Origin of the sequence: Lacticaseibacillus sp. 53-4 (assembly GCF_016861805.1) — a bacterium.
In the GTDB taxonomy this organism is placed as follows: Bacteria; Bacillota; Bacilli; order Lactobacillales; family Lactobacillaceae; genus Lacticaseibacillus.
The window spans coordinates 137659-159042 of sequence record NZ_BOLT01000002.1; the positions used below are offsets into that span (position 1 = coordinate 137659).

General features: G+C 58.2%; 27 protein-coding genes and 1 tRNA gene. 6 read left to right on the forward strand and 22 right to left on the reverse strand.

What is annotated here, in order from left to right; all coding sequences use genetic code 11:
* Positions 1 to 54: 54 nt before the first annotated feature.
* From JUF21_RS01580 to JUF21_RS01615, 8 genes are all read right to left on the reverse strand, one after another.
* Positions 55 to 2388 carry an ATP-binding cassette domain-containing protein gene (locus JUF21_RS01580; protein WP_203662712.1) on the reverse strand — a complete coding sequence of 778 codons (2334 nt, stop codon included), beginning with the start codon at positions 2386 to 2388 and terminating at the stop codon, positions 55 to 57.
* Between the two features lie 202 nt (positions 2389 to 2590).
* A complete protein-coding gene (locus JUF21_RS01585; protein WP_239061418.1) occupies positions 2591 to 3157 on the reverse strand; it encodes an Asp23/Gls24 family envelope stress response protein in 567 nt (188 codons plus the stop codon).
* A 58-nt stretch (positions 3158 to 3215) separates the two neighbouring features.
* Positions 3216 to 3611, reverse strand: a complete 396-nt coding sequence (locus tag JUF21_RS01590; RefSeq protein ID WP_203662720.1) for an Asp23/Gls24 family envelope stress response protein — start codon at positions 3609 to 3611, stop codon at positions 3216 to 3218.
* A gap of 6 nt (positions 3612 to 3617) precedes the next feature.
* The gene (locus tag JUF21_RS01595) at positions 3618 to 3818 is read right to left on the reverse strand and encodes a hypothetical protein (RefSeq protein ID WP_203623390.1); all 201 of its coding nucleotides are present in this window, start codon (positions 3816 to 3818) and stop codon (positions 3618 to 3620) included.
* A 16-nt stretch (positions 3819 to 3834) separates the two neighbouring features.
* A complete protein-coding gene (gene amaP, locus JUF21_RS01600) occupies positions 3835 to 4374 on the reverse strand; it encodes an alkaline shock response membrane anchor protein AmaP (RefSeq protein WP_125757315.1) in 540 nt (179 codons plus the stop codon).
* 26 nt (positions 4375 to 4400) lie between these two features.
* Entirely contained in the window at positions 4401 to 4667 is a 267-nt protein-coding gene (locus tag JUF21_RS01605; RefSeq protein ID WP_125757317.1) for a GlsB/YeaQ/YmgE family stress response membrane protein, read from the reverse strand.
* 249 nt (positions 4668 to 4916) lie between these two features.
* Positions 4917 to 5363: a hypothetical protein gene (locus JUF21_RS01610; RefSeq protein ID WP_203662722.1), complete on the reverse strand. Its 447-nt coding sequence runs from the start codon at positions 5361 to 5363 to the stop codon at positions 4917 to 4919.
* 27 nt (positions 5364 to 5390) lie between these two features.
* Positions 5391 to 5615, reverse strand: a complete 225-nt coding sequence (locus JUF21_RS01615; RefSeq protein ID WP_203662724.1) for a hypothetical protein — start codon at positions 5613 to 5615, stop codon at positions 5391 to 5393.
* 122 nt (positions 5616 to 5737) lie between these two features.
* Here JUF21_RS01615 and JUF21_RS01620 point away from each other — a divergent pair.
* Positions 5738 to 5811 (forward strand) — tRNA-Arg (locus JUF21_RS01620).
* 86 nt (positions 5812 to 5897) lie between these two features.
* Here JUF21_RS01620 and JUF21_RS01625 read toward each other — a convergent pair.
* The 3 genes from JUF21_RS01625 to JUF21_RS01635 form a co-directional block, all read right to left on the reverse strand.
* Entirely contained in the window at positions 5898 to 6323 is a 426-nt protein-coding gene (locus tag JUF21_RS01625) for a DUF3284 domain-containing protein (RefSeq protein WP_125757321.1), read from the reverse strand.
* An 81-nt stretch (positions 6324 to 6404) separates the two neighbouring features.
* On the reverse strand, positions 6405 to 7700 hold the full coding sequence (locus JUF21_RS01630) for a DEAD/DEAH box helicase (RefSeq protein ID WP_203662726.1): 1296 nt from the start codon (positions 7698 to 7700) through the stop codon (positions 6405 to 6407).
* Positions 7701 to 7708: 8 nt separating this feature from the next.
* On the reverse strand, positions 7709 to 8689 hold the full coding sequence (locus JUF21_RS01635) for a Gfo/Idh/MocA family protein (RefSeq protein ID WP_203662728.1): 981 nt from the start codon (positions 8687 to 8689) through the stop codon (positions 7709 to 7711).
* A 126-nt stretch (positions 8690 to 8815) separates the two neighbouring features.
* Between JUF21_RS01635 and JUF21_RS01640 the strand changes: the two genes are divergently transcribed.
* The gene (locus JUF21_RS01640) at positions 8816 to 9193 is read left to right on the forward strand and encodes a DUF4828 domain-containing protein (protein WP_225419396.1); all 378 of its coding nucleotides are present in this window, start codon (positions 8816 to 8818) and stop codon (positions 9191 to 9193) included.
* Between the two features lie 63 nt (positions 9194 to 9256).
* Here the strand turns inward: JUF21_RS01640 and JUF21_RS01645 are convergent, their stop codons facing one another.
* Together JUF21_RS01645 and JUF21_RS01650 are read right to left on the reverse strand one after the other, a co-directional pair.
* Positions 9257 to 9613, reverse strand: coding sequence for a YxeA family protein (locus JUF21_RS01645; RefSeq protein WP_203662730.1), 357 nt, complete (start codon positions 9611 to 9613; stop codon positions 9257 to 9259).
* An 80-nt stretch (positions 9614 to 9693) separates the two neighbouring features.
* Positions 9694 to 10428, reverse strand: a complete 735-nt coding sequence (locus tag JUF21_RS01650) for a GH25 family lysozyme (RefSeq protein ID WP_203662732.1) — start codon at positions 10426 to 10428, stop codon at positions 9694 to 9696.
* Positions 10429 to 10613: 185 nt separating this feature from the next.
* On the opposite strand from JUF21_RS01650, the gene JUF21_RS01655 reads away from it, so the two are divergent.
* From JUF21_RS01655 to JUF21_RS01665, 3 genes are all read left to right on the forward strand, one after another.
* Positions 10614 to 10805 (forward strand): hypothetical protein, encoded by a 192-nt coding sequence (locus JUF21_RS01655; protein ID WP_125757331.1) that lies wholly within the window; start codon positions 10614 to 10616, stop codon positions 10803 to 10805.
* A 44-nt stretch (positions 10806 to 10849) separates the two neighbouring features.
* Positions 10850 to 11773 carry an SPFH domain-containing protein gene (locus JUF21_RS01660; RefSeq protein WP_056989310.1) on the forward strand — a complete coding sequence of 308 codons (924 nt, stop codon included), beginning with the start codon at positions 10850 to 10852 and terminating at the stop codon, positions 11771 to 11773.
* Between the two features lie 209 nt (positions 11774 to 11982).
* Positions 11983 to 12711 carry a glycosyltransferase gene (locus JUF21_RS01665; RefSeq protein ID WP_203662766.1) on the forward strand — a complete coding sequence of 243 codons (729 nt, stop codon included), beginning with the start codon at positions 11983 to 11985 and terminating at the stop codon, positions 12709 to 12711.
* 157 nt (positions 12712 to 12868) lie between these two features.
* On the opposite strand, the gene JUF21_RS01670 is transcribed toward JUF21_RS01665, so the two are convergent.
* Positions 12869 to 13822 (reverse strand): aldo/keto reductase family oxidoreductase, encoded by a 954-nt coding sequence (locus JUF21_RS01670; protein WP_203662734.1) that lies wholly within the window; start codon positions 13820 to 13822, stop codon positions 12869 to 12871.
* A gap of 87 nt (positions 13823 to 13909) precedes the next feature.
* Here JUF21_RS01670 and JUF21_RS01675 point away from each other — a divergent pair, with 87 nt between their 5' ends.
* On the forward strand, positions 13910 to 14476 hold the full coding sequence (locus JUF21_RS01675; RefSeq protein WP_203662736.1) for a hypothetical protein: 567 nt from the start codon (positions 13910 to 13912) through the stop codon (positions 14474 to 14476).
* Positions 14477 to 14558: 82 nt separating this feature from the next.
* On the opposite strand, the gene JUF21_RS01680 is transcribed toward JUF21_RS01675, so the two are convergent.
* The 8 genes from JUF21_RS01680 to JUF21_RS01715 form a co-directional block, all read right to left on the reverse strand.
* Complete coding sequence (locus JUF21_RS01680) at positions 14559 to 15203, reverse strand: nitroreductase family protein (protein ID WP_203662738.1); 645 nt, start codon at positions 15201 to 15203, stop codon at positions 14559 to 14561.
* Positions 15204 to 15293: 90 nt separating this feature from the next.
* On the reverse strand, positions 15294 to 15890 hold the full coding sequence (locus tag JUF21_RS01685; protein ID WP_203662740.1) for a TetR/AcrR family transcriptional regulator C-terminal domain-containing protein: 597 nt from the start codon (positions 15888 to 15890) through the stop codon (positions 15294 to 15296).
* A gap of 19 nt (positions 15891 to 15909) precedes the next feature.
* Positions 15910 to 16398 (reverse strand): GNAT family N-acetyltransferase, encoded by a 489-nt coding sequence (locus JUF21_RS01690; RefSeq protein ID WP_203662742.1) that lies wholly within the window; start codon positions 16396 to 16398, stop codon positions 15910 to 15912.
* Positions 16395 to 17216 (reverse strand): Cof-type HAD-IIB family hydrolase, encoded by an 822-nt coding sequence (locus JUF21_RS01695; protein WP_203662744.1) that lies wholly within the window; start codon positions 17214 to 17216, stop codon positions 16395 to 16397. Before JUF21_RS01695 ends, JUF21_RS01690 begins: the two co-directional genes overlap by 4 nt.
* Positions 17217 to 17317: 101 nt before the next feature.
* Positions 17318 to 17971, reverse strand: coding sequence for a histidine phosphatase family protein (locus JUF21_RS01700; protein ID WP_203662746.1), 654 nt, complete (start codon positions 17969 to 17971; stop codon positions 17318 to 17320).
* Positions 17971 to 18735 carry a phosphosulfolactate synthase gene (locus tag JUF21_RS01705; RefSeq protein WP_203662748.1) on the reverse strand — a complete coding sequence of 255 codons (765 nt, stop codon included), beginning with the start codon at positions 18733 to 18735 and terminating at the stop codon, positions 17971 to 17973. Before JUF21_RS01705 ends, JUF21_RS01700 begins: the two co-directional genes overlap by 1 nt.
* A gap of 130 nt (positions 18736 to 18865) precedes the next feature.
* A complete protein-coding gene (gene rlmD, locus JUF21_RS01710; protein WP_203662750.1) occupies positions 18866 to 20224 on the reverse strand; it encodes a 23S rRNA (uracil(1939)-C(5))-methyltransferase RlmD in 1359 nt (452 codons plus the stop codon).
* A gap of 122 nt (positions 20225 to 20346) precedes the next feature.
* A complete protein-coding gene (locus tag JUF21_RS01715) occupies positions 20347 to 21375 on the reverse strand; it encodes a diacylglycerol kinase family lipid kinase (RefSeq protein WP_125757145.1) in 1029 nt (342 codons plus the stop codon).
* Positions 21376 to 21384 lie beyond the last annotated feature (9 nt).

Below are 21384 nucleotides of genomic sequence, written 5' to 3' on the forward strand. Positions count from 1 at the left end.
GCCAGCAAAAAACCGCCTGCAACTGCGGGCGGTTCATTGGTTGAGGCCAGCCGATTACTCGGAGCGCAGCGCGATCGCCGCATCCTTCTTGGCCGCCATGCGGGCCGGCACATGGCCGCCCAGCAGAGTCAAGACGGTGGAAATGATGACCAGCACGATGGCGTGGACTGGATTGAGCACGGCAACGCCTGCCAAGCCGGTGACATTTTCCAACACCACATTGATTGGGAAGGTCAGCGCCCAAGCGACCACGATGCCGAACAAGCCGGCGCCGATGCCCAGAATGAAGGTCTCGGCGTCAAACACGCGCGTGATGTCCTTCTTCCGCGCGCCCAGGGCCTTGAGCACCCCGATTTCCTTGGTGCGCTCAATGACTGAGGTGTAAGTCAAGATGGCAATCATGATCATGGAAGTGACCAGCGAGATCCCAGCGAAGGCGACCAGTACATACGTGATCGCATCCATCAGGCCACCGGTCATGTCGGATACGGTGCCGGCCAGGTCGGTGTAAATCACCTTATCAGCTCGCTTGTGGTGCTTGTTCCACTGGTCCAGGTAGCTGAGCACCTTGTCCTTGAGCTTGAAGGTGGTCGGATAAATCTGGATGGAGATGGGCGTGCTGGTGCCGCCCAAAGTCGTCAGCATCCCCGCGCGCGTCGCTTGATCCATCGGCTGGCCGGTCATGACGTTGGCCTGGCTCGCCTTTTGAGCTGCAACGATCGCCGAGTCCTTGTTGTCATTCAGGACCTGCTTGGTCAAAGCGGAACTGTAAGCGATGCCTGATGACAGCAGCCCATCGGAATTCTTGGACTTCACACGAACAATGCCGCGAATGGTCAGGGTCTTCGTCGACGGCGCCGTTGCGGCACTGCTCAGATCCTGGTTGGGCAGGTAGGTTCCCGTCGGCAGCTTCATGTAGTAGTGGTCGTTGGTGACCAGCTTGACCGTGGTACCAATCAGGTCGTCGTAGTTAAACTTCTGCCCTTCCTTGACCGTGAGGCCGAGGTTCTTCAGCGCGTTGATGTTGACGTTGTTCTTCTTGTCGACCACCAGCACAATGTCTGTCGCCTTGGTTGGGTAGCGCCCGGCGAGGACCTTGTAATAGGTCTGCAGGAAGGTCTTGCCCGAGCTGGTGCGGCGCACTGGGTAAACCGCGCCGCCGACGCCGGTGGACGCGGCCATCATCGAACCGTAATCCGCACTGCTGCTGTCGGGGTTGGCCGTCGAAAAGCTGACGGCCTTGTACTTGCCGTCAGCCTGGCGAATCAGGTTCATGCCCGTGCCGTAAGAAACGGCAATATTGCGTGCGTCGGCCGTCGGCATTTTGTCCAGGTAGTCCAGGTAGGACTGACTCAGCTTATTGGTGTGCTGGGCCTTGTCCGCCGCACTCTTTTCAACCGTCACCTGCTTCGACTTAGAAAAAGTCTTGGTGTCCGTGCCGGTCATCAGCGAGTTGGTATCCGTGCCGGTTTGCGAGATCGTCACCGGCATAGAAGCCATCGCCTCGCTTTGCGTCTTATCGATCTGCTTTTGGAAGCCGTTGGATAACGCCAGCACCACCGCGATGCCGATGATCCCGATGCTGGAGGCAAACACCGTCAGGAATGTGCGGCCCTTTTTGGTGCGAATGTTGGTCCAGGACAGCTTGAGCGCGGTCAGGTAGCTCATCTTGGTGCGCTTGAGCTGAAAGGCCTCGGCTTTTTCCGCCTCGACATGCGGGTGCGAATCATGCATGATTTTCCCGTCGGCGAAGTTGATCACGCGGTCGGCGTACTTCTTGGCCAGGTCCGGGTTATGCGTGACCATGATGACCAGGCGCTCGCGCGATAGGTCCTGGATCAGCTGCATGATCTCCTCAGAGGTCTCCGAGTCCAATGCCCCCGTCGGCTCATCGGCCAGCAGAATCTCCGGGTCGTTAGCGATGGCGCGGGCGATCGCCACGCGCTGCATCTGGCCACCAGACAGCTGACTGGGCTGCTTGTGCATGTGGTCCTTGAGGCCAACCCGGATCAGTGCGTCTTCGGCCCGCTTCTTCTTCTCCGCCGCCGGCACGCCGGACAGGGTCATCCCCATTTCGACGTTTTCCATGATCGACAGGTGGGTGATCAGATTGTAGGACTGAAAAATAAAGCCGACCGAGTTATTCCGGTAAGCGTCCCAGTCTGAGTCCTTGAAATCCTTGGTCGAGCGGCCCTTGATCAGCAGATCACCGGAGTCGTAGCGGTCAAGCCCGCCGATGATGTTGAGCATCGTCGTCTTCCCTGAGCCGCTGGGGCCAAGAATGGCGACGAATTCCTGCTTACGAAACGCAACGGACACGTCATCTTGCGCCTTGGTCAGGGTGTCACCGACGTGGTAGTACTTTTTAATGTGTTTGAGTTCGAGCACAATTTTGCCTCCTAGCCCTTGATGGTTCTAAGCATACGCGTTTGGCAAGGGGTGCGTCACCTTTTTTCGCCGCAGCGTCGATTACCTCCAGATTATTATGACGGTTCGTCACATCTTTGGCGTCCGTCGCAAGCCCGATTCTTTTTAAAAATTGAAAAAGCCGCGCAGGGGGCTGCGCGGCTCGGGTGGTGGCAAACGCGATTTAGGCCGGCTGCATATCGCGGTCCAAATCCTTGTCGTCCTTGCTTGCTTTGGCCTTTTCGGCCGCGATTTCATCATCCGTCAGCATATCCTTGACCGTCATTTTCACTTCGGTCACATCCATGCCGGTCATTTGCTTCACGTTCTTGACAATTTCGTCGGTGGCCTGGTCAAACACCTTGGGCGCGTCTTCGCCGTAGCGCATCGTCGCGTCCAGTTCCACCTTGACCTTCTGGTTGTCGTCCACATTCACGGCAACACCAGCTTTCGGGTCGGCATCCTTGCGCAAAAAGTCGGTCATGTCATGGAACATGCCGCCTTCCAGGCGTAGCAAACCGTCCACGTCGCCGGCGGTGATGCCGGCAATTTTTTGGATGACCGCATCGTCAAACCGCAACTCCTTCTTCAGCGCTTGGGCGCGGTTTTCCTCATGGTCGGCGGCATCAGGGTCGTGGTGCCCACTTGCCATTTCCGGCTTCTTAGCGTCCTGCAGACCCTGATTGCCGTACAGATCCGTTGTGCTTTTATCTAAGCGGTTCAAGTTCTTCTTCATGTCTTCGTTAGTCATCTTGGCCTCCTTTGGCAGCGGCCGAATCAAGCGGCCTGTCAACAGTGGTCGGGTAAAGTCAAGCCTGGTGCTTCTGCCACTCACTTCTGGTCAAAACATCCGCGACGTGCAAGTTGAGCTCGACCAGCTGCAGGCCGGTCATGCGCAGCGCAGCAGCTTGCACCGCCGTGATCAGCGCCTCGTGCACGGCCTTGGCGTCAGCGTCGAATTCGAGCAACGCCGTCATGTCGATGGCGACCTGGTGCTCGCCCACCTCGGCCTTAATGCCCTTGGTAATTTTCTCATCGCGGCCCAGACTTTCGGCCATTTTGTCAACGACATTGCCATCCATGGCGAGAATTCCCGGGATCTGCTGCGCGCAGATGCCGGCAATCTTCTCCAGGACGTAGGGTTCAAAGGTCAGTTTGGAGCTGGTCGCCGCCGTGGTGCTGGCAGGCTCGGTTACAGTTTGCATTGGCAATCACCTCACCTCCCGCCGGCGGTTCACCGCCCCATTTTGGAAAAAGGCCATCAGATACGCGCGGCGAGGCCAAAGGTACTTTTCAACGGCCCAGCCGCCGGTCGCCATCAGCGCGACAAACAACATTCCCAGAAAACCGAAGCGCAGCCAGGCGAGGGCAATGCCGCCGCCAATCAGCGCGCCTGTCAGGTATTTTGGCATGGCGTCTCCTTTCTCACTACAGCACCCGGGCGGCATTGCCTGGGGCCTTCGTGCCAGGGTGAAGGTTGACCTTGATCTTCTTCACCGGAACGCCAAGCAGCCGCTCAAGCTTGCCTTGCGCGGTCGCCTCAATGCCTTCAACTTGCGTCTTCAAGTTGGTGGGCTCAAGGCTGTACGCATCAATGGTCGCCTGCTTGACCTGCGTCTTGTGCATTGTGGCATCGACAGTGACGCCTTTGACCGGATGTGCGGCGGCGACAGCCTTCGCCACCGCATTTTCGACCGCCTGCTTGGACACAGACAAGTCGCCGCGGTCATTGGCCAGCACCAGCTTAGTCGTCGTTGACGGCCTCAGCACGGCAACCAGCAGCATGATCAAAAACGCGAGGCCGACAAACGCAGCCAGGCCGAACAGGACCCAGTGCGCCGGCTGCCAGTACAGCAAAAGCCAGGTGCGAACCCCAGCGAGCGGCCAGGTCAACGCCATGACGGCTAGCGCCTGGACGAGCCCGATGATGGCCACCAGGCCGAGGCCTGCTTTGGTCAGTGGTCGCATCGTTTTCCCTCCTTCAGCCGCCGCGGTCAGGCGCGGTCACGCTTCTTGCCGAGGGTGCCGATCAGCAGCGAAACGATGAGCACGACCACAATTGCACCGATGATTGCCGGAATCACGGCCATCCCGGCGACATTCGGCCCCCAGTTGCCGAGCAGGCTGCCGCCCACCCAGGCCCCAACGAGCCCGCCGATGATATTCCCGATCCACCCACCTGGCAGATCGCGGCCGACGATCATCGAACCGATTGCACCAATCACTGCCCCAATAATGAGGACCCAGATCAGATGTAACATAGTTCCCACTCCCTTCAGTGGATTGTCGAGATGGCCGCACCACTCTGGCACTGCACCATCCAATGTCAACAATCGAGAGCGGCCGCCCGCGTTGCCTAGGACGAGCGCGGTCGCATTAGCACCGGAAAAGCGATTCTTCCGGCTCCTCGGGGATACGTTGTGGCAGGGCTCTCCCCTGCCTAATATAAGCGTAACTGAATATATCGGCCTTGCGCAATGAATATGATTATTAAAATAATCAACTATCACTTATATTTGAGACGACCAGCGCCACACCAGGTGACTGAGCACGTTCATCCCCAGTGCAACCAGCACCAGCAAACCGGCGACCCAGCCCGCCAGCACATTCAGGCTCACCCAAGTCAAAAGGCCAGCGGGGGCCACAAGCCTCACCAGTCCAGCTGCCGCCAGCAGCAGCACCGCAAACACCGGCAGCCCGCGCATCATGGTGCGCAGATCGGCGCTCGACAGGCTGGCTCCGAAACTCAGGAGCAGCGTGAGCAGCAGCCATGCGCCGACCCAAGGCCAGGCCGGCATCATCGTGCCCAGCCCGACCAGCGCTAGCGGCTGCCCCGGCCAAAACGCCCGCTTGCCAATGACCAGAACCACTGCGCCGAACGTCCAGATTGGCGCGCCGCCGGCAAAAAACAACCCCAGGCGCTGCCACAAGGAGTGTTTGTTGAAACTGAACGTCACGTGCCCGGCCGCGCGCCGATCTGCGCTTTAGTGCACGGAAAACTCCTGAATATGTAGCCCAAACAGGCGGCCCACCAGCGCGTGCGCCGTTTCGTGAACCCACAGCCCTGGCAACATCTCCCACAACTGTGCGTTCGACTTGCCCGTCACATTGACAATGTGCTGAATGGTCCGCGCGTTGAGCCAGGACAAAATCATGGCCGATGCGAGCAAAATCACCAGCGTGGCGCCAACTGTTTGCAGATAGATCACCAGATGACCCCCTTTCGGTTTATTTTGGCCATTGTACCACGCCGGCCAGGCGCCTTTGGCCGAATCCAGTGCCCCCCGGCCAGTTGACAGCAATTCAGCTTTAGCGCAGAATTATCGTATTCGCGCTCTTAGCTCAGCAGGATAGAGCAACTGCCTCCTAAGCAGAAGATCATCGGTTCGATTCCGATAGAGCGCAGCACCGAACTAAAGCGAGACCAGAAATCTAATTTCTGGTCTTTTTTGATGTAATTAAAAAGACCCGCCTGAGCGAGCCCCATTTTGTTATTCACCGTCTTGATACGACGCGGCAACCGAGTCCCACATTTTCTTCATGCGGCGCTTCTTGCTCCAGCCGATCAGGATCATCATGATCGTGTTGTTGGTTTTCTTGATGTCATCGGCATACTCGGCGTTTTCGTGATAGACGACATCGGTCTTGTCGTCCTCTGTGCCGGCCAGATCGTAGCGCGTGTGATAAGTATCACCGCCGGCAATCGTATCGAAGGCGTAAGTTTGATTTTGCACCAGCTTCGAGATTTTGATCCGAATCGTGCCGCGCGCGCCAACCGACTTCTTGTATTCAAAACCCGCCAGCTGGGCAAACGTCAAGTCTTGCCCGGTTTCGTGCTTAATGTCGTACAGCACCGAATCAATCAGTTTTTGATAGAAAAATGACACGGGTGCATCAACAGTACTGGTTACTTTCATTAAAAAGGCCTCCGAATATTCGCGCACATCGCGTTGTCTATACCACTATTATCAGCTAATGGCAGCGCTGACGCAAGGGGGCTAAGCTTTTCGCCGCTTGCCCTTGTTCTTGCGATCCCGCAGCCGATTCTTGTGGTGTTTCTTCCTCGCCGGTGCGGCCTTGACCGCTTCAACCGGCTGGCCTGAAGCCACCGGCGCGGGCGCCTGAGCCGCTGGCACGATGGGTGCAGTCCGCGGCGCCTTGGCAAGTTTCGGCGTCGCTGCTTCTTCCTTCGGCGCTTCCGTGGACATTTTGCCGTCGTTCAGGTAGCCGCGCACGATGTCGTACTGCGGCACCAACTTGCGCAAATCGCGCAGGTCGTGGTCGTCGCCCAGCGTCACCACCATCCCCTTGGCGCCCATGCGGCCAGTCCGGCCGGCGCGGTGAATGTAGGCCTCCGCGCGGGTTGGCGTCTGGTAGTTGATCACGGCCGGCAGGTGCGGAATGTCAAGCCCGCGTCCGGCCAAGTCCGTGACCAGCAGCAACGTCACCTTACCCTTGCGAAACGCGTTCAAGGCGTTGGCGCGCGTCGTCGAGCGGTCGGTGCGGTTCAACACCGCGAATTTGACGCTTTGGTGGCTGAGTGTGCGCGCAACTTTCATCATCACCGCATTTTGATTGAAGAACACCAGGGCCTGAAACTTGTCCAGGTGCGCCAGGTGCCGCAGCCAGACCTCGCGGTGGGCGTTGTCGGTTTGCACAAAATAATGCATGACCGCGCCTTGGGTGTGGTCGATATCGCGCACGTCAATGATTTCCACTTCCTGGCCGAACTCTTTGGCCAGGTCCTTGAACAGCGGACTTTCCGTCGCGCTGAAAAAGGTCAGCTGGACGTCTTCCGGCGCGGCCTGGGCCAGCTCACGGACCTGACTGAGGCCCGGCTCGCGCAGCATTTCATCCGCCTCGTCGATGACGATGGTCTTAAGCGTGGCCAGCTTGAGGCGCCGGGATTGCACGAGCTCCAGCAGCCGCCCGGCCGTGGCAATGATCACCTCGGGCTTCTCCTTGAGCTGTTCGAGCTGGCGCTTCACATTCGCCGAGCCGGTCACCCCGACTAGGTGCAGGCCGGCCGCCTGGGTGTAGGGCCGAAGCACGTCACGGGTCTGAATCGCCAGCTCTTGGGACGGGCTGACCACCAGCAGCTGCAACCCGGCGCCTGGCGTGGTCTGCTCGAGCAGCGGCAGCGCAAAGGCCAGCGTTTTGCCCGAGCCAGTCGGGGCTAATCCGACCAGTGACCGTCCGTCCTTGAGCGGCTGATAAACTTGTTCCTGAATTGGCGTTTCGGCCTTGAAGCCGGAAGCGTCCCACAGGGGTTGAAACATCGAAGCTATTGGCATGTTGTCTCCTATTCCGGGTCTGTCCCGAAGTGAATGTCTGTCGTCGCACGCAAGCGGCCCATCACCGTGTGCACCTGCTTGGCCAAGTTAAACGCCTTGGCACAGGCCGCATGGTCGCCGGTCTCGATGGCGCGGCCAAAGAAGTCTGCCTCATAGGCCAAGGGATTGTCGACTTGCGGCTTGGCCAAGTCTTGCACATCGGCGCCAAAGGTGTGCGCGTGGTCGAGCACCCCGGTCGCGCCAAAACTCAAGGTGGTTTTGCCAAAATAGATTTCGCTTGGGGCCTGAGTGATATAGTTTTTTCCAATCAGCAAGGTGACGTTGCCAAAATCGTAGGACAGACTCGCCACCCCGCTGCAGTCGACCCCGCTGGACAGCACATTAGGCAGGTATACCACCTCACTGGGCAGGCCAAACCAGCCAATGGCCGCGTACACAGAGTAAACGCCAAGGTCCATCAGTGCGCCCCCGCCAAAGCGTGGGGAGAAGATGTTAGGATCATCCCCAGCCAGGTAGGCATCGTAACGCGAGGAGTACTTGGCATTCACCAGCGTCGCGCCGTTCAGCGCACCCTTGTGATCCTTGACGTAATCGGCGATCACTTGGAAGTTAGGATCATAGACGTGCCGCGCCGCCTCAAAAACCAGCAAGTCCGGATGCGCGGCCTGCGCCTCTTCCAAAGCGGCCAGCTGACTGCGATCGGTCACCATCGGTTTTTCCACGATGGCGTGCTTGCCGGCATTTAGCGCCTGAATCGCCTGGCCGGCGTGCAAGCCGTTCGGACTGGCAATGTACACAACGTCGATGGCGCTGGCAAAAAACGCGTCCAGGTCCGTGTAAATGGCCGCCTCGTGTGTTTCCGCAATGAAGCGCTGGGCCGTTTCTTCGCGGCGCGAATACACCGCGGTGAGCGTGAACTGTCCCGTCGCCTCGGCCGCCTGCACGAACTGAACCGTGATGCCGTTGGTGCCGATAATTCCTAATTTCAAAGTCCTCCCACCTTTCTCATTATTAACAAATGCTTTTAAAGATATTGTAACAGACCGATTTGATTCTGATACGTCAGCGTAACAACTGCATGCTATGATGAGGGTATCATAAACGGGGGTCAAGAGATGCCATCATTCGTGCACAATCTCATCAGCGGATTAAAAAACAGTGTGCCGCACCGGCATCACCATCGCGGGCAGACGGCCCCAACGCCCATGGAGACCTTGGCGCAGCAGTACACAGGCCGCTATGCCTTTCTGGACGAGCTGACGAACAAGACTCACCAAATCGTCGTGTCCAAGGACCTCGCCATCAAAATTGACGGTCGCGTGCTGCCCGGCACGGTGACCGGCATTTCCACTGACCGGCTGACCTTTCTGGACCACTACGGCTACCAACTGATCATCACTAGCGGTCCCACTGGTCCAACTAAGGTGTACGACGAGGCCGAGGACACGACCTACAACATCATCACCCCGGCCGCGCCAACCGACTCAGAATAACCACCGCGCATGCGAAAGGCCGTGCACTTCGTCTGAAGTGCACGGCCTTTTCTGGTAAGTTAGCTAGTTAAGGCGGCTGAGGGCCGGCTCTGGCACTAAGCCCTGGTCCACGGCCTGCCAGCTGGTGACGCCCTTATTGGCGTTGTAGACCAACTTGAGGTAAGCGCCGCGCTTCAGGGGCCGCGCCTTGTTGGCGTTAAAGTCGAGCAAGCGGCTGTGCCCGGTTTTGTCGTACCCGGTCAGGCGATACCGGTAATCCGTATAACTGCGGCCCTGATCACTTTTCTCTGTGATCTGCTCGCCGCCCGTCGTGACCTTGGTGTAGTACGAAGTGCCGCCGTACGATAGCACTGCCACGAGCTTGTAGCCGCCAAATGCCAAGGCGACCACGACGATCAACCCGACCAACAATTTTTTCATCTTGTCTCACCTCACTGCTAGTATCGCTTGCCGAAAGCCGGCCAACCATCGATTCAGCTAACAGTTTGGTGACGATTTTGTTAGTTCGCCAGCTTCTTCAGCGCCGATTTCGTGCCCAGAAAGGCCACAGCCGAGTAACTGTCGCCGGCAGCCTCAAGCTTGCCGTCCTGCCAAAACGCGGCGCCGGCAAAGCGCGGCCGGCGCGCGCTGATCACCCACCGCTTGGCGCTGCTGTCGATCCCTTTGAGGTCGCCAAGCACCGCAGGACTGCCGATGAACACGAGCGGGCGGGTCGTGTAGCGGCGCAACTCCACGACAAACGCCTGGACCTTAGCCCGCAGCACCACCGGCTTGGGCGGGCGGGTCGCGTAATCCCCGTAGTAGGCGATGTGCAGGCCAATCGGCAGCGTACCTACATTTTTTCCGACCTTGGCGGCAAAATAATCCGCCTGGGCCGCCGGGTCGCTGTCAAAGGAGAAATAGTGATACACGCCGACGGCCAAGCCGCTGCCGCTTGCCTGCTGGTAGTTGGTGGCAAAACTGTCGTCAAAAAAGCTCGCCCCTTGCGTGCTTTTCATATAGACAAAGGCCAGCCCGGAGCTTTGCAGGGCCTGAAAGTCGGCACTGCCGTCGCTTTGGGACAAGGCGACGCCGCGCACCGGATACTTGGCCACGCCGGTTTTGCGCTGAGTCCACAGCCAGCCGCCCAGGACCAGTGCCAGGATGAGCACTAAGGCCCCCACCGCCGTCCAGATCCGGCGGCGCTTGATGTAGGTATTTGAGTAAATGGGCCGCTTACGCCTGCGTCTTGCCATACCGAGGGCTCCTTTCCGCAAATTAACCCTATTATACCGATTTGCTGGCAAGCCGTCAGATTTACTGTAGAATGAAAGGTGTTGATCGTTATTGCACCTGGACTGTTGCCGGTAAAATCAGCCCCAAGACTGATTTTACCTTGGCCAAACAGACTATGATGTGGTCAGTTGCAAGGAGGCAGAGCATGCTAGACGAGCGCTTGATTGGCACGACTTTCACCCTCACCCATGAAGGCAATGGCGAGGTCGTCTTGTTTGGCATTCATTATCACTACTGGCTGCTCGACGCCGCCACCACTGGTGATCTGGTGGTAGTGGCAGAAGCTTCAGCGCTGGGCTTGGGGGTTCGCCTGGCCAAACGGCAACTGCAGTATTAGCACAGCTGAGCGCCGCGCTCGCGGCAATCAAAGGAGGAGTTAACATGTTCGGAATTATCATTTGGGCAATCGTGATCATCGTTGCCATTTTTCTACTAATTATCTTGTTCTCCAGTATGGCCATTATTCATACCGGGGAAGTCGGCATCGTGGAGCGGCTGGGGAAGTACGTCCAGACGCTGCAGCCAGGCTTCCATGTGGTGCCGCCGTTCATCTACCGCATCACCGAGATCGTCAACATGAAGCAGATTCCGTTGAAGGTCGATGAACAGGAAGTCATCACCAAGGATAACGTTGTGGTGCGCATTTCAGAAACCCTGAAGTACCACATCACTGACGTTAACGCCTACGTTTATCAAAACAAGGACTCTGTGCTGTCCATGGTCCAGGATACTCGCGCCAACCTGCGTGGCATCATCGGGAACATGGACCTGAACGATGTCCTGAACGGCACGGAAACCATCAACCAGACACTGTTCCAGCAGATCGCCACAACGACTGCCGGCTACGGCCTGAACGTGGACCGCGTCAACATCGACTCGATCCAGGTCGATAAGACCATTCAGGAATCCATGAACAAGCTGCTGCGGGCTTCGCGTGAAAAGGAAGCCAACATCATGGAGGCGGAAGGCTTGAAGCAGGCTGCCATCGCCAAGGCCGAAGGGGAAAAGCAATCTGACATTCTCCAAGCCGAAGCCAACAAACAGACCCAGATTCTGGAAGCCCAAGGTAAAGCTGAGTCTCAGCGCCTGATTGCCGAAGCCGTACGCGACCAGATCAATTCGATCAACGAAGGGCTCAAGAACAACGGCGACCTGTACCTGACGTACAAGAACGTCGAGGCCTTGGAAGCATTGGCCAACGGGTCTTCCAACACTGTGGTCATGCCAAGTACCGCCATCGATTCACTGGGCCAGATCCCAGCCGTTGGCAAGGTTCTGGCCAGTGCCAAGCACGTCGAAAACTAACTGAACGTTCCGCAAGAGGCTGAGACATAAAGCGGTTTTAGCCCAAAGTACAAGCGTCCCTGCACCGTGATTTGTTTTTCAAAATCGCGGTGCAGGGGCGTTTGTGCGCTTGGGCGTTGCTTTATGGAACGCGACTAGCCAATTTTGATCCCCGAGCCCAAGCCAATTATTTGTCTTCCGCCCGGCCTCGCGGATAATTATCCGTGGAGGTGAGTAACATGGCTGAATCATTGACAATCGTGATCCCGACTTACCAGCTCGGCGCCTACTTTGAGCCGCTGCTGGCCGATTTGACGCACCAAACCGCCGACTTTACCCTGTGGCTGGTGGACGACGGCTCCACCGACGGGACTGCTGAGCGCGGCGCCGCCTTTGTCCGCGGCATCCCCAATTTTCACCACGAGGCGTTTGCCGAGCACCGCGGCGTGTCGGTCGCCCGCAACTTCGGCCTCGCCCGCGCGACGACTAGTGCGGTGGCCTTTGTCGACGGTGATGACCGCATCGCGCCGACCTTTGCGGCGGTCATGGCACGCGCGATGACCCCCGGGATTGCCGCCGTGGCAGTTGGCTACCGGTGGTTCCGCGGGGCCCCACCGCGGCAAGCACAGGAAGTGCTGCTGACCCAGCGCGAAATGTTCGACCAGGTCTCCCACCACGGCACTGAAGTCGGCGGCTACGTCTGGAACAAGGCGTTTCGCACGGCGGCGATTCACGCGGCGAACCTGCACTTCGACGAAACCCTGCCGATTGCCGAGGACTACCTGTTCACCGCCAGTTTTGTCGCCGCGACGCCCGGCCCTTACGCCTATCTGCCAGCGATTTTGTACACCAAGGAGAACCGGCCCAACAGCACAATTCACACGGCCGGCTGGGCGGCCAGGCGCCAGGAAGACGCCGTGTTCGCCCGCATCCGCCAGCTCGGCCGCACGCTGGGCTAAAAAGAGGCTGAGACATAAAGCGGGTTTAGCCCAAAACACAAGCGCCCCTGCGCCACGATTGGTTTAAAATCGCGGTGCAGGGGCGTTTGTGCGCTTGGGCGTTGCTTTATGGAACGCGACTAGGCAATTTTGACTTACTTTCTTAGACAGTTGCGCATTAAGGTAGGTCGTTGCCTGCCGCAAAGTACACGTCGTACCACTCCTGGCGTGTTAACGTCACGTCGGAGCCGGCGGCCGAGTCCTTGATGTGCGCCGGATTCATGGTGCCCAAAATGACCTGGAACGGCACCGGCATGCGCAGGATCCACGCCACCGCGATCCCATTTTTCGAGACGTGGTACTTGGCCGCCAGCTCAGCGAGCTTGGCGTTCAGCTCCGGGAACTTGGCGTTGTCGATGTAGACCCCGGCAAACATCCCGTACTGGAATGGCGACCAGGCCTGCAGGGTAACGTGCTTGCGCCGCGAAAAGGCCAGCAGCCCGCCGTCGCGATTGACCGAGCGCGGATCTTCCATGTTCACATGCATGCCGGCGTTGACCATGCCGGTGTGCATGACAGAGAACTGAACCTGGTTAATCAGCAGCGGCTGGCTGATATTTTCCTGCAGAAATGCAAACTGCTGCGGGTCAAAGTTAGACACCCCGAAGTGTCGCACCTTGCCGGCCTGCTGCAACTCGTCAAAGGCCGCGGCGACCTCTTCCGGTTCCATCAACGGGTCCGGCCGGTGCAGCAAGAAGGCATCCAGGTAGTCGATGCCCATCCGCGACAGCTCGCCGTCCACGGCATCGATTAGGTGCTGCTTGGAGAAGTCGTAGCGTTTGCCGAACACCAGGCTGCCGTGTGAGCGTGCCGGGTCGACAATGATGCCGCCCTTGGACTGAATGAACAGCTGGTCTCGCCGGAGACCAGACTGTTTCAGTGCTGCGCCAAAGACCTTTTCCGACGCCCCTTGCCCGTAAATGTCAGCCGAATCAATAAAGTTGATGCCCGCGTCTACTGCCGCGTTCAGACTGGAGGCGGCCTCTGCTGGGGTCAACGCGTCCATGCGCATGATGCCCAGCGCGACGTTTGACGCCGTCCAGTTCGTGTTACCAAGTTTTACCGTTTTCATGTCACAATCACCTCACCTCGGTTTAACCACAGTGCCCTGCCGCCGTCAAGCTGGGTTCTGGTACAATAGCCTAAACGAGGTGACATCATGGCAAAAATCCAACTCGCCGGCGGGATGCAAATCGACGCCCGCAGCCGGCACTCGCAAGTCAAAATGCTTTCGGCCCTGCAGCGGCTGCACGACCAAGGCGTCCCCTTTTCCAGTCTCAAGGTCGGTGAGTTTTGCCGCTTGGCCGGGGTGTCGCGCGCCACGTTTTACCGCCACCACCAGGATCTCAAGGACATTTTGGCCGTCGAGCTGCTCAAACAAATCGGCGCCTTCGAACACCGCGTCGATCAAAGCACCATCAAGGACTTTCAAAGCGGCTCCGCGCTGATCGTGTCCGCGCTGCTGGAAGAGCGGCCGCTGTGGCAGCTGATCATCTGGGCGAGCGCGCAGGACCTCGCCCAGGACCTGATGATTGGCGCCGTGCAGCGGGTGCTGATCACGCGCGACTACCCGGCGCAAGACCGCACGTTCATCAGCGGCTGGCTAGGTGCGGCGCTGCTGCGGTTTGCCCTGCAAACGGCGACCACCGAGCCTGCCCTGCCGCAAACCAAGGCGCTTAGTCTTTACCGCATGCTGATCCCGGACTTGCCGCCGATCGTCGACTGACTGCCGCGAGCTAGCGCGATCAAAAATGCCTCCGCCAAGTTAGCAGCGAGCTAACCAAGCGGAGGTATTGTCGATTTTTAGATTAGGCGAACTCGATAACCTGAGATGCTGGGTACCGAGCAGACTTCATCTCGTCCTTGCCGTTCTTGGCCGGCTTGCCCAGCGCAATGGCCATGACTGGCACATAGCGCTCCGGGTCGAGACCGAAGACCTTGGCCGCCTTGGTGGTGTCATAGCCGCCAATGGGGTTGGACTCATAGCCGTGTGCCCGGGCGATCAGCATCAGCTGCGTGGCGGCAATCGTGCTGTCAACAGTTGAATCGTTGACCAGCATGGACTTTGGCGCCTTTTCGTAAAGCGGCAAGAAGGTGTTGAGCACCTCATCCCGCTTTTCCGGGGTGATGCGGCCGTCTTCACAAGCCTTGTTCCACAAATCACGGTAGGCCTTGAAGGCCAAGGTGTCGCCGAAGATTTGGATCATGGCGCTGCAGGAATCCAGTTGCGGCTTGTTAAACTTCATAAAGTAGGACCGAAGCTTGTCCTTGCCAGCCTCGTCGTCGACGATCACAAAGTGCCAGGCCTGCAGGTTGCAGGCGGACGGCGCTGTGATTGCTTCAGAAATCATCTGCTGAAGCTCTTCGCGAGGAATCTTGACACTCGGATCAAAGTCCCGCACTGATTCGCGGTGCAACAACACGTCACCAAAATCATTATTCACAAAAGCCATAAACGCTCATCCTTTCTGTTCATGAATTCGCTTACATCTTTATTGTAAGCAATGCATTCGCATTAAAGAATGTTCAATCACTGCCGTTTGTTAGACATCTGACAAATTACCGGTTTTGTTCGCCTTTTCGAGTACTTGGACAATGATCTGATCCATCGTCTCGTGCAGCTGCTGCCGCAGCGCTGCCGGCGACTCTGGCAGACCGGCCTTTAGCCAGCGCACGAGCACACTAACAAATCCGCCCACAAAAAACTCGGCGACAAACTGCTGAGTCGCGGGACTCACCGTCAGCTGCCGCGCCGTGATCACGGCCTGAATGTAGCCATTCAGGATTTTCAGCATCGGCGTACAGAAAATCGCCTGAATCTGCTCCAACGTGATATTGGCGTAGAAGTTGGCGTACAAATCAGCGTTGTTAGCCAAATAAACCAGCAGCTGGTAAACGTCTTCCTCCCAGTGGGTGTAATCCGAATCCTTCTGCAACAAGCTCAGCGCCTCGTTGGCAAAGGTCCATTGCAAGAGCCCGAACAGATCATCAAAATGATAATAAAAAGTCGGCCGCGCCATGCCGGTGGCAGTGAGCAGCTGTTGCACCGTGATGTCCTCAAACGGCCGTGTGCGCAGTGCCGCCTTTAACGCCGCCGAAAACCGCCGCTTCGTCGCTAGCGAGATTGCTTCATTTTTCATTGTGTCTTCCCCCACGCCTTTAGAGCTGTTTCACCATGTCGAACCACACTTCACCAGCATGAGTTGAAGCCGACTGACCATCGCTGACAAACCCATTGCGCGTGTAAAACGGCACAAGTTTGGCCAGGCAGGTCAACGTAAGCCCGCGCCGGTGTTGCCGTTTGCCCAGGTCAGACAGGGCCGCCAGCAGCGCGGACCCAATGCCTTGGCCCTGCACTTCCGGGGCCACCGCCAGGCTTAGGATGGCCAGGTAAGGCGCCGTCTTTGAATTGGGCTGCGCGATTTCAAACAAGTCGTCCGTTAAGTGACGCTGCTGAATCGCCGGGCCGACCACATAGCCGACTAACCGCCCCGCCTGATGCGCCGTGATGAAAGTTTCCGGGTAGGCGGCAATGCGCGCCGCCATGCTGGCCTGACTGGCCGCCTCGGCGGGCGTGAAGCCGGCGTGTTCAATTACCATGATGGCAGTCAGGTCCGCAGGCCGGGCCGGCTGAAAGGTTATGCTCATGACCGAGCCTCCAGTGCGTATTTTTCGACCGCCGCGGCCACCCCGTCGTGGTCATTATCGCGCGTCACATGAGTGGCCGCCTGCTTCACCGCGTCAATGCCGTTGGCCATGCCGATCGCGCACCCGGCCCACTTCAGCATTGGCAAGTCGTTGGCCTCATCGCCGCACGCCATCACCTCGGCAACAGCCAGTCCCAGCCGCTTTGCCAGCGCCGCCAGTCCGCTCCCCTTATTGGCCTTTGGATTCATGACTTCCAGGAAAAATGGCGTCGACCGCACCACGTAGTATGCGTCGCCAAAGGCCGCCCGGGCGCTTGGTTCGATTGCGTCAAGCACCGCCTTGGGCGCCGTCAGCATGCCCTTCACGTAGCGAAAATCTGCCGGGACCTGCGCCGGCGTCAGGCGCGTGATGCCCACCTGGCTGTCGTACGCCTGCCGCACCGCGTAAAAACTGATGTTATCGTCTGGAGTGATGACGGCGCCTCGGGCGTCTCGCAGGTTGTAAGTCAGCTGATGGGCCTTGGCGAACTGATCCAGTGCCGCAAAGTCGCTGCGGCCCAAGTCAAAGTTGCTGAACTGCTCGCCGGCAAGCGACACCGTCACCGCCCCGTTGAAGGTGATGGCGTACTCATCTGGCCCGCTCAGCCCAAGCTGATCCAGCAGCGGCTGGACTGCCTGCACCGGCCGCCCGGTGCACAGCACCACCTTGATACCCTGTGCGGAAGCACGTTTCAACACGTCAATCGTGTGCGCAGTCAGCTGCCTGTCGGAATTCAGTAAGGTGTCATCAATATCCGTCGCGATCAGTTTGATTGTCATAGCGGTCCCCTTTGGTTAAACATAGGTCAATTATATCGCAGTTTCCAATTAGCCAGCAGCCAAGAAAAAGCCGCCTGCACTGCAGGCGACTCATTGCGGTTTTAAAGAATCGACACATTGCCCTCATCCAGATCAACATGCGGCAGGTACGCGGTTTGATTGTAGACATCCACGTAATACTGATTGCCCACCACGCCCACCAGTGAGGTGGACAGGTTCTTCAGCCCCAGCAAATGGTCATTGCCGGTCAAGTGCCGCATCCCCAGCTGGGCAATGCCGCCGTGGGTGACGATCAAGGCGTTCGCATCAGCCGGCAGAACCGCGGCAATGGTCTTGAGCGCCTGTGCAAACCGTTCACCTGCCGCGTTGAAGTCCTCGACCCCCAGTGCGGTCAAACCCGGATCGTTTTCGCGCCGGGACAGCTTCTGAAACAAAGCCAGGTGATTGTGGACTAATTCTGCCCGCTTCTTGCCTTCCCACTGGCCAAACCCGATCTCGGTCAAACCGGCCACTGGCTGCAGCTTCAGGCCGGCATTGTGCGGCATGCGCGTCAGGATCAGCTTGCCGGAGGTCACCGCTCGCGGCAGCGGACTCGTGTAAGCGGCCGCAAAGCGGTACTGATCCAAGTATGCGGCCAGCTTCTCGTACGGGGTCAAATCATCCTGCAACACTGGGCTATCCCCACTGGCGCCTTGAAGCCGCTTTTCGACGTTCCACTGCGTCCGGCCGTGGCGGACGATGAACAGTCGCTTCATTACAGCTGACCCACGGTGTCGCCGCGCAGCCCGCGCCGCAGTGTTTCAAGCGCGGTGACTTCATTGCTGGCGATGTTGCCAAGGTTAATGCCAACGCCGAACTGGCGGATCAGCGCGACCTGCTGGCTCTTCAGTGGCGCCTCAAAAATCAACTGATCGGTGCCGCCTTTAGCTAATTCTTGCAGCTCGTCTTCAATGATGTTCCCGTCTGCGTCGTAAATACCGATGTTCTTGCCGGCCTCGCGAGCCTCGATGATGACGTAGTTGGCGCCGCTTTGCAGGTCAGCTTGGATCTGCATCAGCCGCTCGTGGATGGACAGCTCATGATCCAGCGTCGGATCTTTTTTGCCCACCTCGGAAATGACAAATAGGCCGGCGTCTTTGGCCTGCTGAATCACCTGCTTGCGCGTGCTGCCCGCGATTGTGGTTGAGCCGTCACTGACCTCAACGCCGCCAAACCCCAGCGCCTGCGTCTCTTTCAAGAAGTCGTTAAATTGCCCGTTCATCAACGCGACTTCCAGCAGCGTGCCGCCGGGGTACGGAATCACGCCGGCATCGCGATACTTGGCCGTCTTCTGCTGAATCAGCTCACGGTCCATCGTGGCCGCTGTGCCCCAGCCGAACTTGGCGTAATCCAGGTAATCGCCGGCCGTGGCCAGCAGATCCTCGGTTTCGTTCAGCCCGAGTCCCTTGTCCAGCATCATTGTCTTGCCGCGCGGGGTCGTGGTTTTTGGTGTGTTCTTCAAAAATGCGTAGGCCTTCATTAATCAAATTGCCTCCAAGTTTTAATGACTCCTATTTTACCAGTTTACTGAAAGCAATATGTGACAATCGTGTGAAACTTCTCATGCAAAAAGGCCGCCCGCCGGCAGCCTTCCTGTGATTTTAATTGAATTAACGGGTCAGCGCTGTGACACTTTCAATGCTGGTCGTCTGGGGAAACATGTCGACCGGCTGAGTTTGCGCCGCGTGGTAGCCAAAGGCCTCAAGCGCCTTGATGTCGCGGGCCAGCGTGGCGGGGTTGCAGGACACGTACACCAGCTTGGGCGGCAGCAGCACACCCACCGCGGCGATAAATTCCTTGGCCAGCCCCTTGCGCGGCGGGTCCACCATCAACACGTCGACTGGTAGTTCTTCTTGTTGCCACTGCTGCATGGCGTCTTCGGCCTTGCCAACGGTGAAGGTCACATTGGTGATGCCGTTGAGCTTCGCGTTATCGCGCGCGTCAGCCACGGCCTCGGGCACGATTTCCACACCGTAAACCTGCTTCGCGTGCTTGGCCATGGCCAAGGAAATCGTCCCGATACCAGAATACGCATCGATCACGGTTTCCTTGCCGGTGAGACCGGCCGCCTCGATGGCCTGTGAGTACAGGACCTCGGTTTGCAGCGGGTTGACCTGGTAGAAGGACAGCGGCGAAATGTGGAAGGTATTGCCCAGCAGCTGGTCGGTCAGATAAGAATGTCCCGCCAAAAGCCGTGTCTTCTTGCCCAGAATCACGTTGGTGCGCTTGTCGTTGAGGTTCAGCATGATGCTGGACACTTCCGGCAGCGCCGCCTGGATGCCGGCAACGATGTCGTCTTGGTGCGGCACCGCCCAAGACGTGACCACCAGCACGATCATCATGTCCTTGGAGTAATAACCGCGGCGCACCATGATGTGCCGAACCAGCCCAGAGTTGGCCTGCTCATCGTACCCGGTCAAGTGGTATTTACGCAGCAGATCGCGCACCACGATCACCGCAGCGTCAATCTTCGGGTCTTGAATGTAAAAGTCTTCCAGCGGCACCATTTCATGGCTGCGGCGCTTGAAAAAGCCGGTGGTCGCCTGGCCGTTGACCTGGCGGACCGGAATCTGCGCCTTGTTGCGATACCCGGTTGGGTTGTCCATACCAAGCGTGGGCCGGACCGGAATGTGGAGGTCCTGCTTTTTGAACAGCTCTTGGATCTGGTGCTGCTTGAATTTCAGCTGCGCCGGGTACGCCAGGTGCTGCAGCGGCGCAATGCCGGTTTGCGTGTAAGTGTGATCCACGGCTAGGGCGCGGTCAGGCGAGGTCTGCTCAAGCTTCTTGAGCTTGGCAAAACCGTACTGCTTTTCCGTCTTGAGCACGTGCACCAGCGCTTTTTCGCCTGGCAGCGTGTCTTCGATGAACAGCGGATAGCCATCGATCTTGGCCACCCCCATGCCTTGGTACGTCAGATCTTCAATTTCAACTTCAAGTTCTTGGTTCTTGACCACTGGGGTTTTCGCCACCATGGGCCTCCTTTCGCCGCAGCGCGGCAACGCGAAAAATGACTCCACTCACTGTACCAGACCGGTTGGCAAGCCGCAAAACAGGCTCCGGCCAGTGTTCACTGACCAGAGCCCGTCTGTTGCTACTTTTTATCCTCGCCGGAGATCTGCCCGTCGCCGTTCAAGTCCTGATGGGAAATGTGCTCCACTTCTTCCAGGTAGCCCTGCTGGCGCACCAGATCAATGTCAAGGTTCTTCTTGGGAATCTCGTCGACGTTGGCAAACATTTCGATGTGCTGCTTGAGGTTCAAGAACGTCATCGGGGCCGAGCCGCCGTAGTCGCCGTCGAGGTTGATCTTCATCTCGCCGCCGTCAGACCGCGTCGCAACCAGCTTGGACGTCTTGGTGTAGATGATGTTGGAATCATCAACGTGGCGCCCGCCGTTTAAGACCTTGGCGATCAGCACAAGCATGTCGCCGAAGTTACCGGTTTTCACGACAATCAGCGAGAACTTGCCATCCCCCATGCTGGAATCCGGCACGATCTGCTCAAAGCCGCCGACACTGTTGGTCATCGCCAGCAGGAACATGGAGGCCGGGCCGTCGTACACCCCGTCATCGTACTCCAGGTGCATCGGCACCGACTGAATCGCCGGCAGCATCTCTGCCGCCTTCACCACATACGCGAAGTACCCAAAAATGGACTTAAACTCCGATGGCACCTGGTAGGTCAGCTCGGTCAGCAGGCCGCCGGCGGCAATGTTCATGAAGTAATGGTTATTGGCTTGACCGATGTCCATTCGCAGGGTCTGGCCCTTAAGAATGACCTTGGCCGCCGCGACCGGGTCTTCGCGCGGAATGCGCAAGGCGCGGGCGTAGTCGTTGGTGGTGCCGGCAGGAATGATGGCCAACTTGGGGCGGTGCTTGTGCGGCGCAATGCCGTTGACGACCTCGTTGATGGTCCCGTCGCCGCCTGCCCCCACAATTAGCGCAAACCCGGCCTCGGTGGCCCGGCTGGCCTCTTTTTTCGCCGAAAAGGGTTCAGCCGTGGTCTGGAAGGCTGAGGCCTCGTAGCCCGCCTGCTCCATCACGTCTAAGATGTCCGCGACGTACCGCCGCATGCCTTCATTGCCCGAAGTCGGGTTATAGATCAAACGTGCGCGTGGGCGCATCGCGATCAC

Coding starts and splice junctions, on each gene's coding strand:
- JUF21_RS01585 (WP_239061418.1), bottom strand. CDS start 3,157: ATGACTAACGAAGACATGAAGAAGAACTTGAACCGCTTAGATAAAAGC.
- JUF21_RS01590 (WP_203662720.1), bottom strand. CDS start 3,611: ATGCAAACTGTAACCGAGCCTGCCAGCACCACGGCGGCGACCAGCTCC.
- JUF21_RS01595 (WP_203623390.1), bottom strand. CDS start 3,818: ATGCCAAAATACCTGACAGGCGCGCTGATTGGCGGCGGCATTGCCCTC.
- amaP (WP_125757315.1), bottom strand. CDS start 4,374: ATGCGACCACTGACCAAAGCAGGCCTCGGCCTGGTGGCCATCATCGGG.
- JUF21_RS01605 (WP_125757317.1), bottom strand. CDS start 4,667: ATGTTACATCTGATCTGGGTCCTCATTATTGGGGCAGTGATTGGTGCA.
- JUF21_RS01625 (WP_125757321.1), bottom strand. CDS start 6,323: ATGAAAGTAACCAGTACTGTTGATGCACCCGTGTCATTTTTCTATCAA.
- JUF21_RS01630 (WP_203662726.1), bottom strand. CDS start 7,700: ATGCCAATAGCTTCGATGTTTCAACCCCTGTGGGACGCTTCCGGCTTC.
- JUF21_RS01640 (WP_225419396.1), top strand. CDS start 8,816: ATGCCATCATTCGTGCACAATCTCATCAGCGGATTAAAAAACAGTGTG.
- JUF21_RS01645 (WP_203662730.1), bottom strand. CDS start 9,613: ATGAAAAAATTGTTGGTCGGGTTGATCGTCGTGGTCGCCTTGGCATTT.
- JUF21_RS01650 (WP_203662732.1), bottom strand. CDS start 10,428: ATGGCAAGACGCAGGCGTAAGCGGCCCATTTACTCAAATACCTACATC.
- JUF21_RS01655 (WP_125757331.1), top strand. CDS start 10,614: ATGCTAGACGAGCGCTTGATTGGCACGACTTTCACCCTCACCCATGAA.
- JUF21_RS01660 (WP_056989310.1), top strand. CDS start 10,850: ATGTTCGGAATTATCATTTGGGCAATCGTGATCATCGTTGCCATTTTT.
- JUF21_RS01670 (WP_203662734.1), bottom strand. CDS start 13,822: ATGAAAACGGTAAAACTTGGTAACACGAACTGGACGGCGTCAAACGTC.
- JUF21_RS01675 (WP_203662736.1), top strand. CDS start 13,910: ATGGCAAAAATCCAACTCGCCGGCGGGATGCAAATCGACGCCCGCAGC.
- JUF21_RS01680 (WP_203662738.1), bottom strand. CDS start 15,203: ATGGCTTTTGTGAATAATGATTTTGGTGACGTGTTGTTGCACCGCGAA.
- JUF21_RS01685 (WP_203662740.1), bottom strand. CDS start 15,890: ATGAAAAATGAAGCAATCTCGCTAGCGACGAAGCGGCGGTTTTCGGCG.
- JUF21_RS01690 (WP_203662742.1), bottom strand. CDS start 16,398: ATGAGCATAACCTTTCAGCCGGCCCGGCCTGCGGACCTGACTGCCATC.
- JUF21_RS01695 (WP_203662744.1), bottom strand. CDS start 17,216: ATGACAATCAAACTGATCGCGACGGATATTGATGACACCTTACTGAAT.
- JUF21_RS01700 (WP_203662746.1), bottom strand. CDS start 17,971: ATGAAGCGACTGTTCATCGTCCGCCACGGCCGGACGCAGTGGAACGTC.
- JUF21_RS01705 (WP_203662748.1), bottom strand. CDS start 18,735: ATGAAGGCCTACGCATTTTTGAAGAACACACCAAAAACCACGACCCCG.
- JUF21_RS01715 (WP_125757145.1), bottom strand. CDS start 21,375: ATGCGCCCACGCGCACGTTTGATCTATAACCCGACTTCGGGCAATGAA.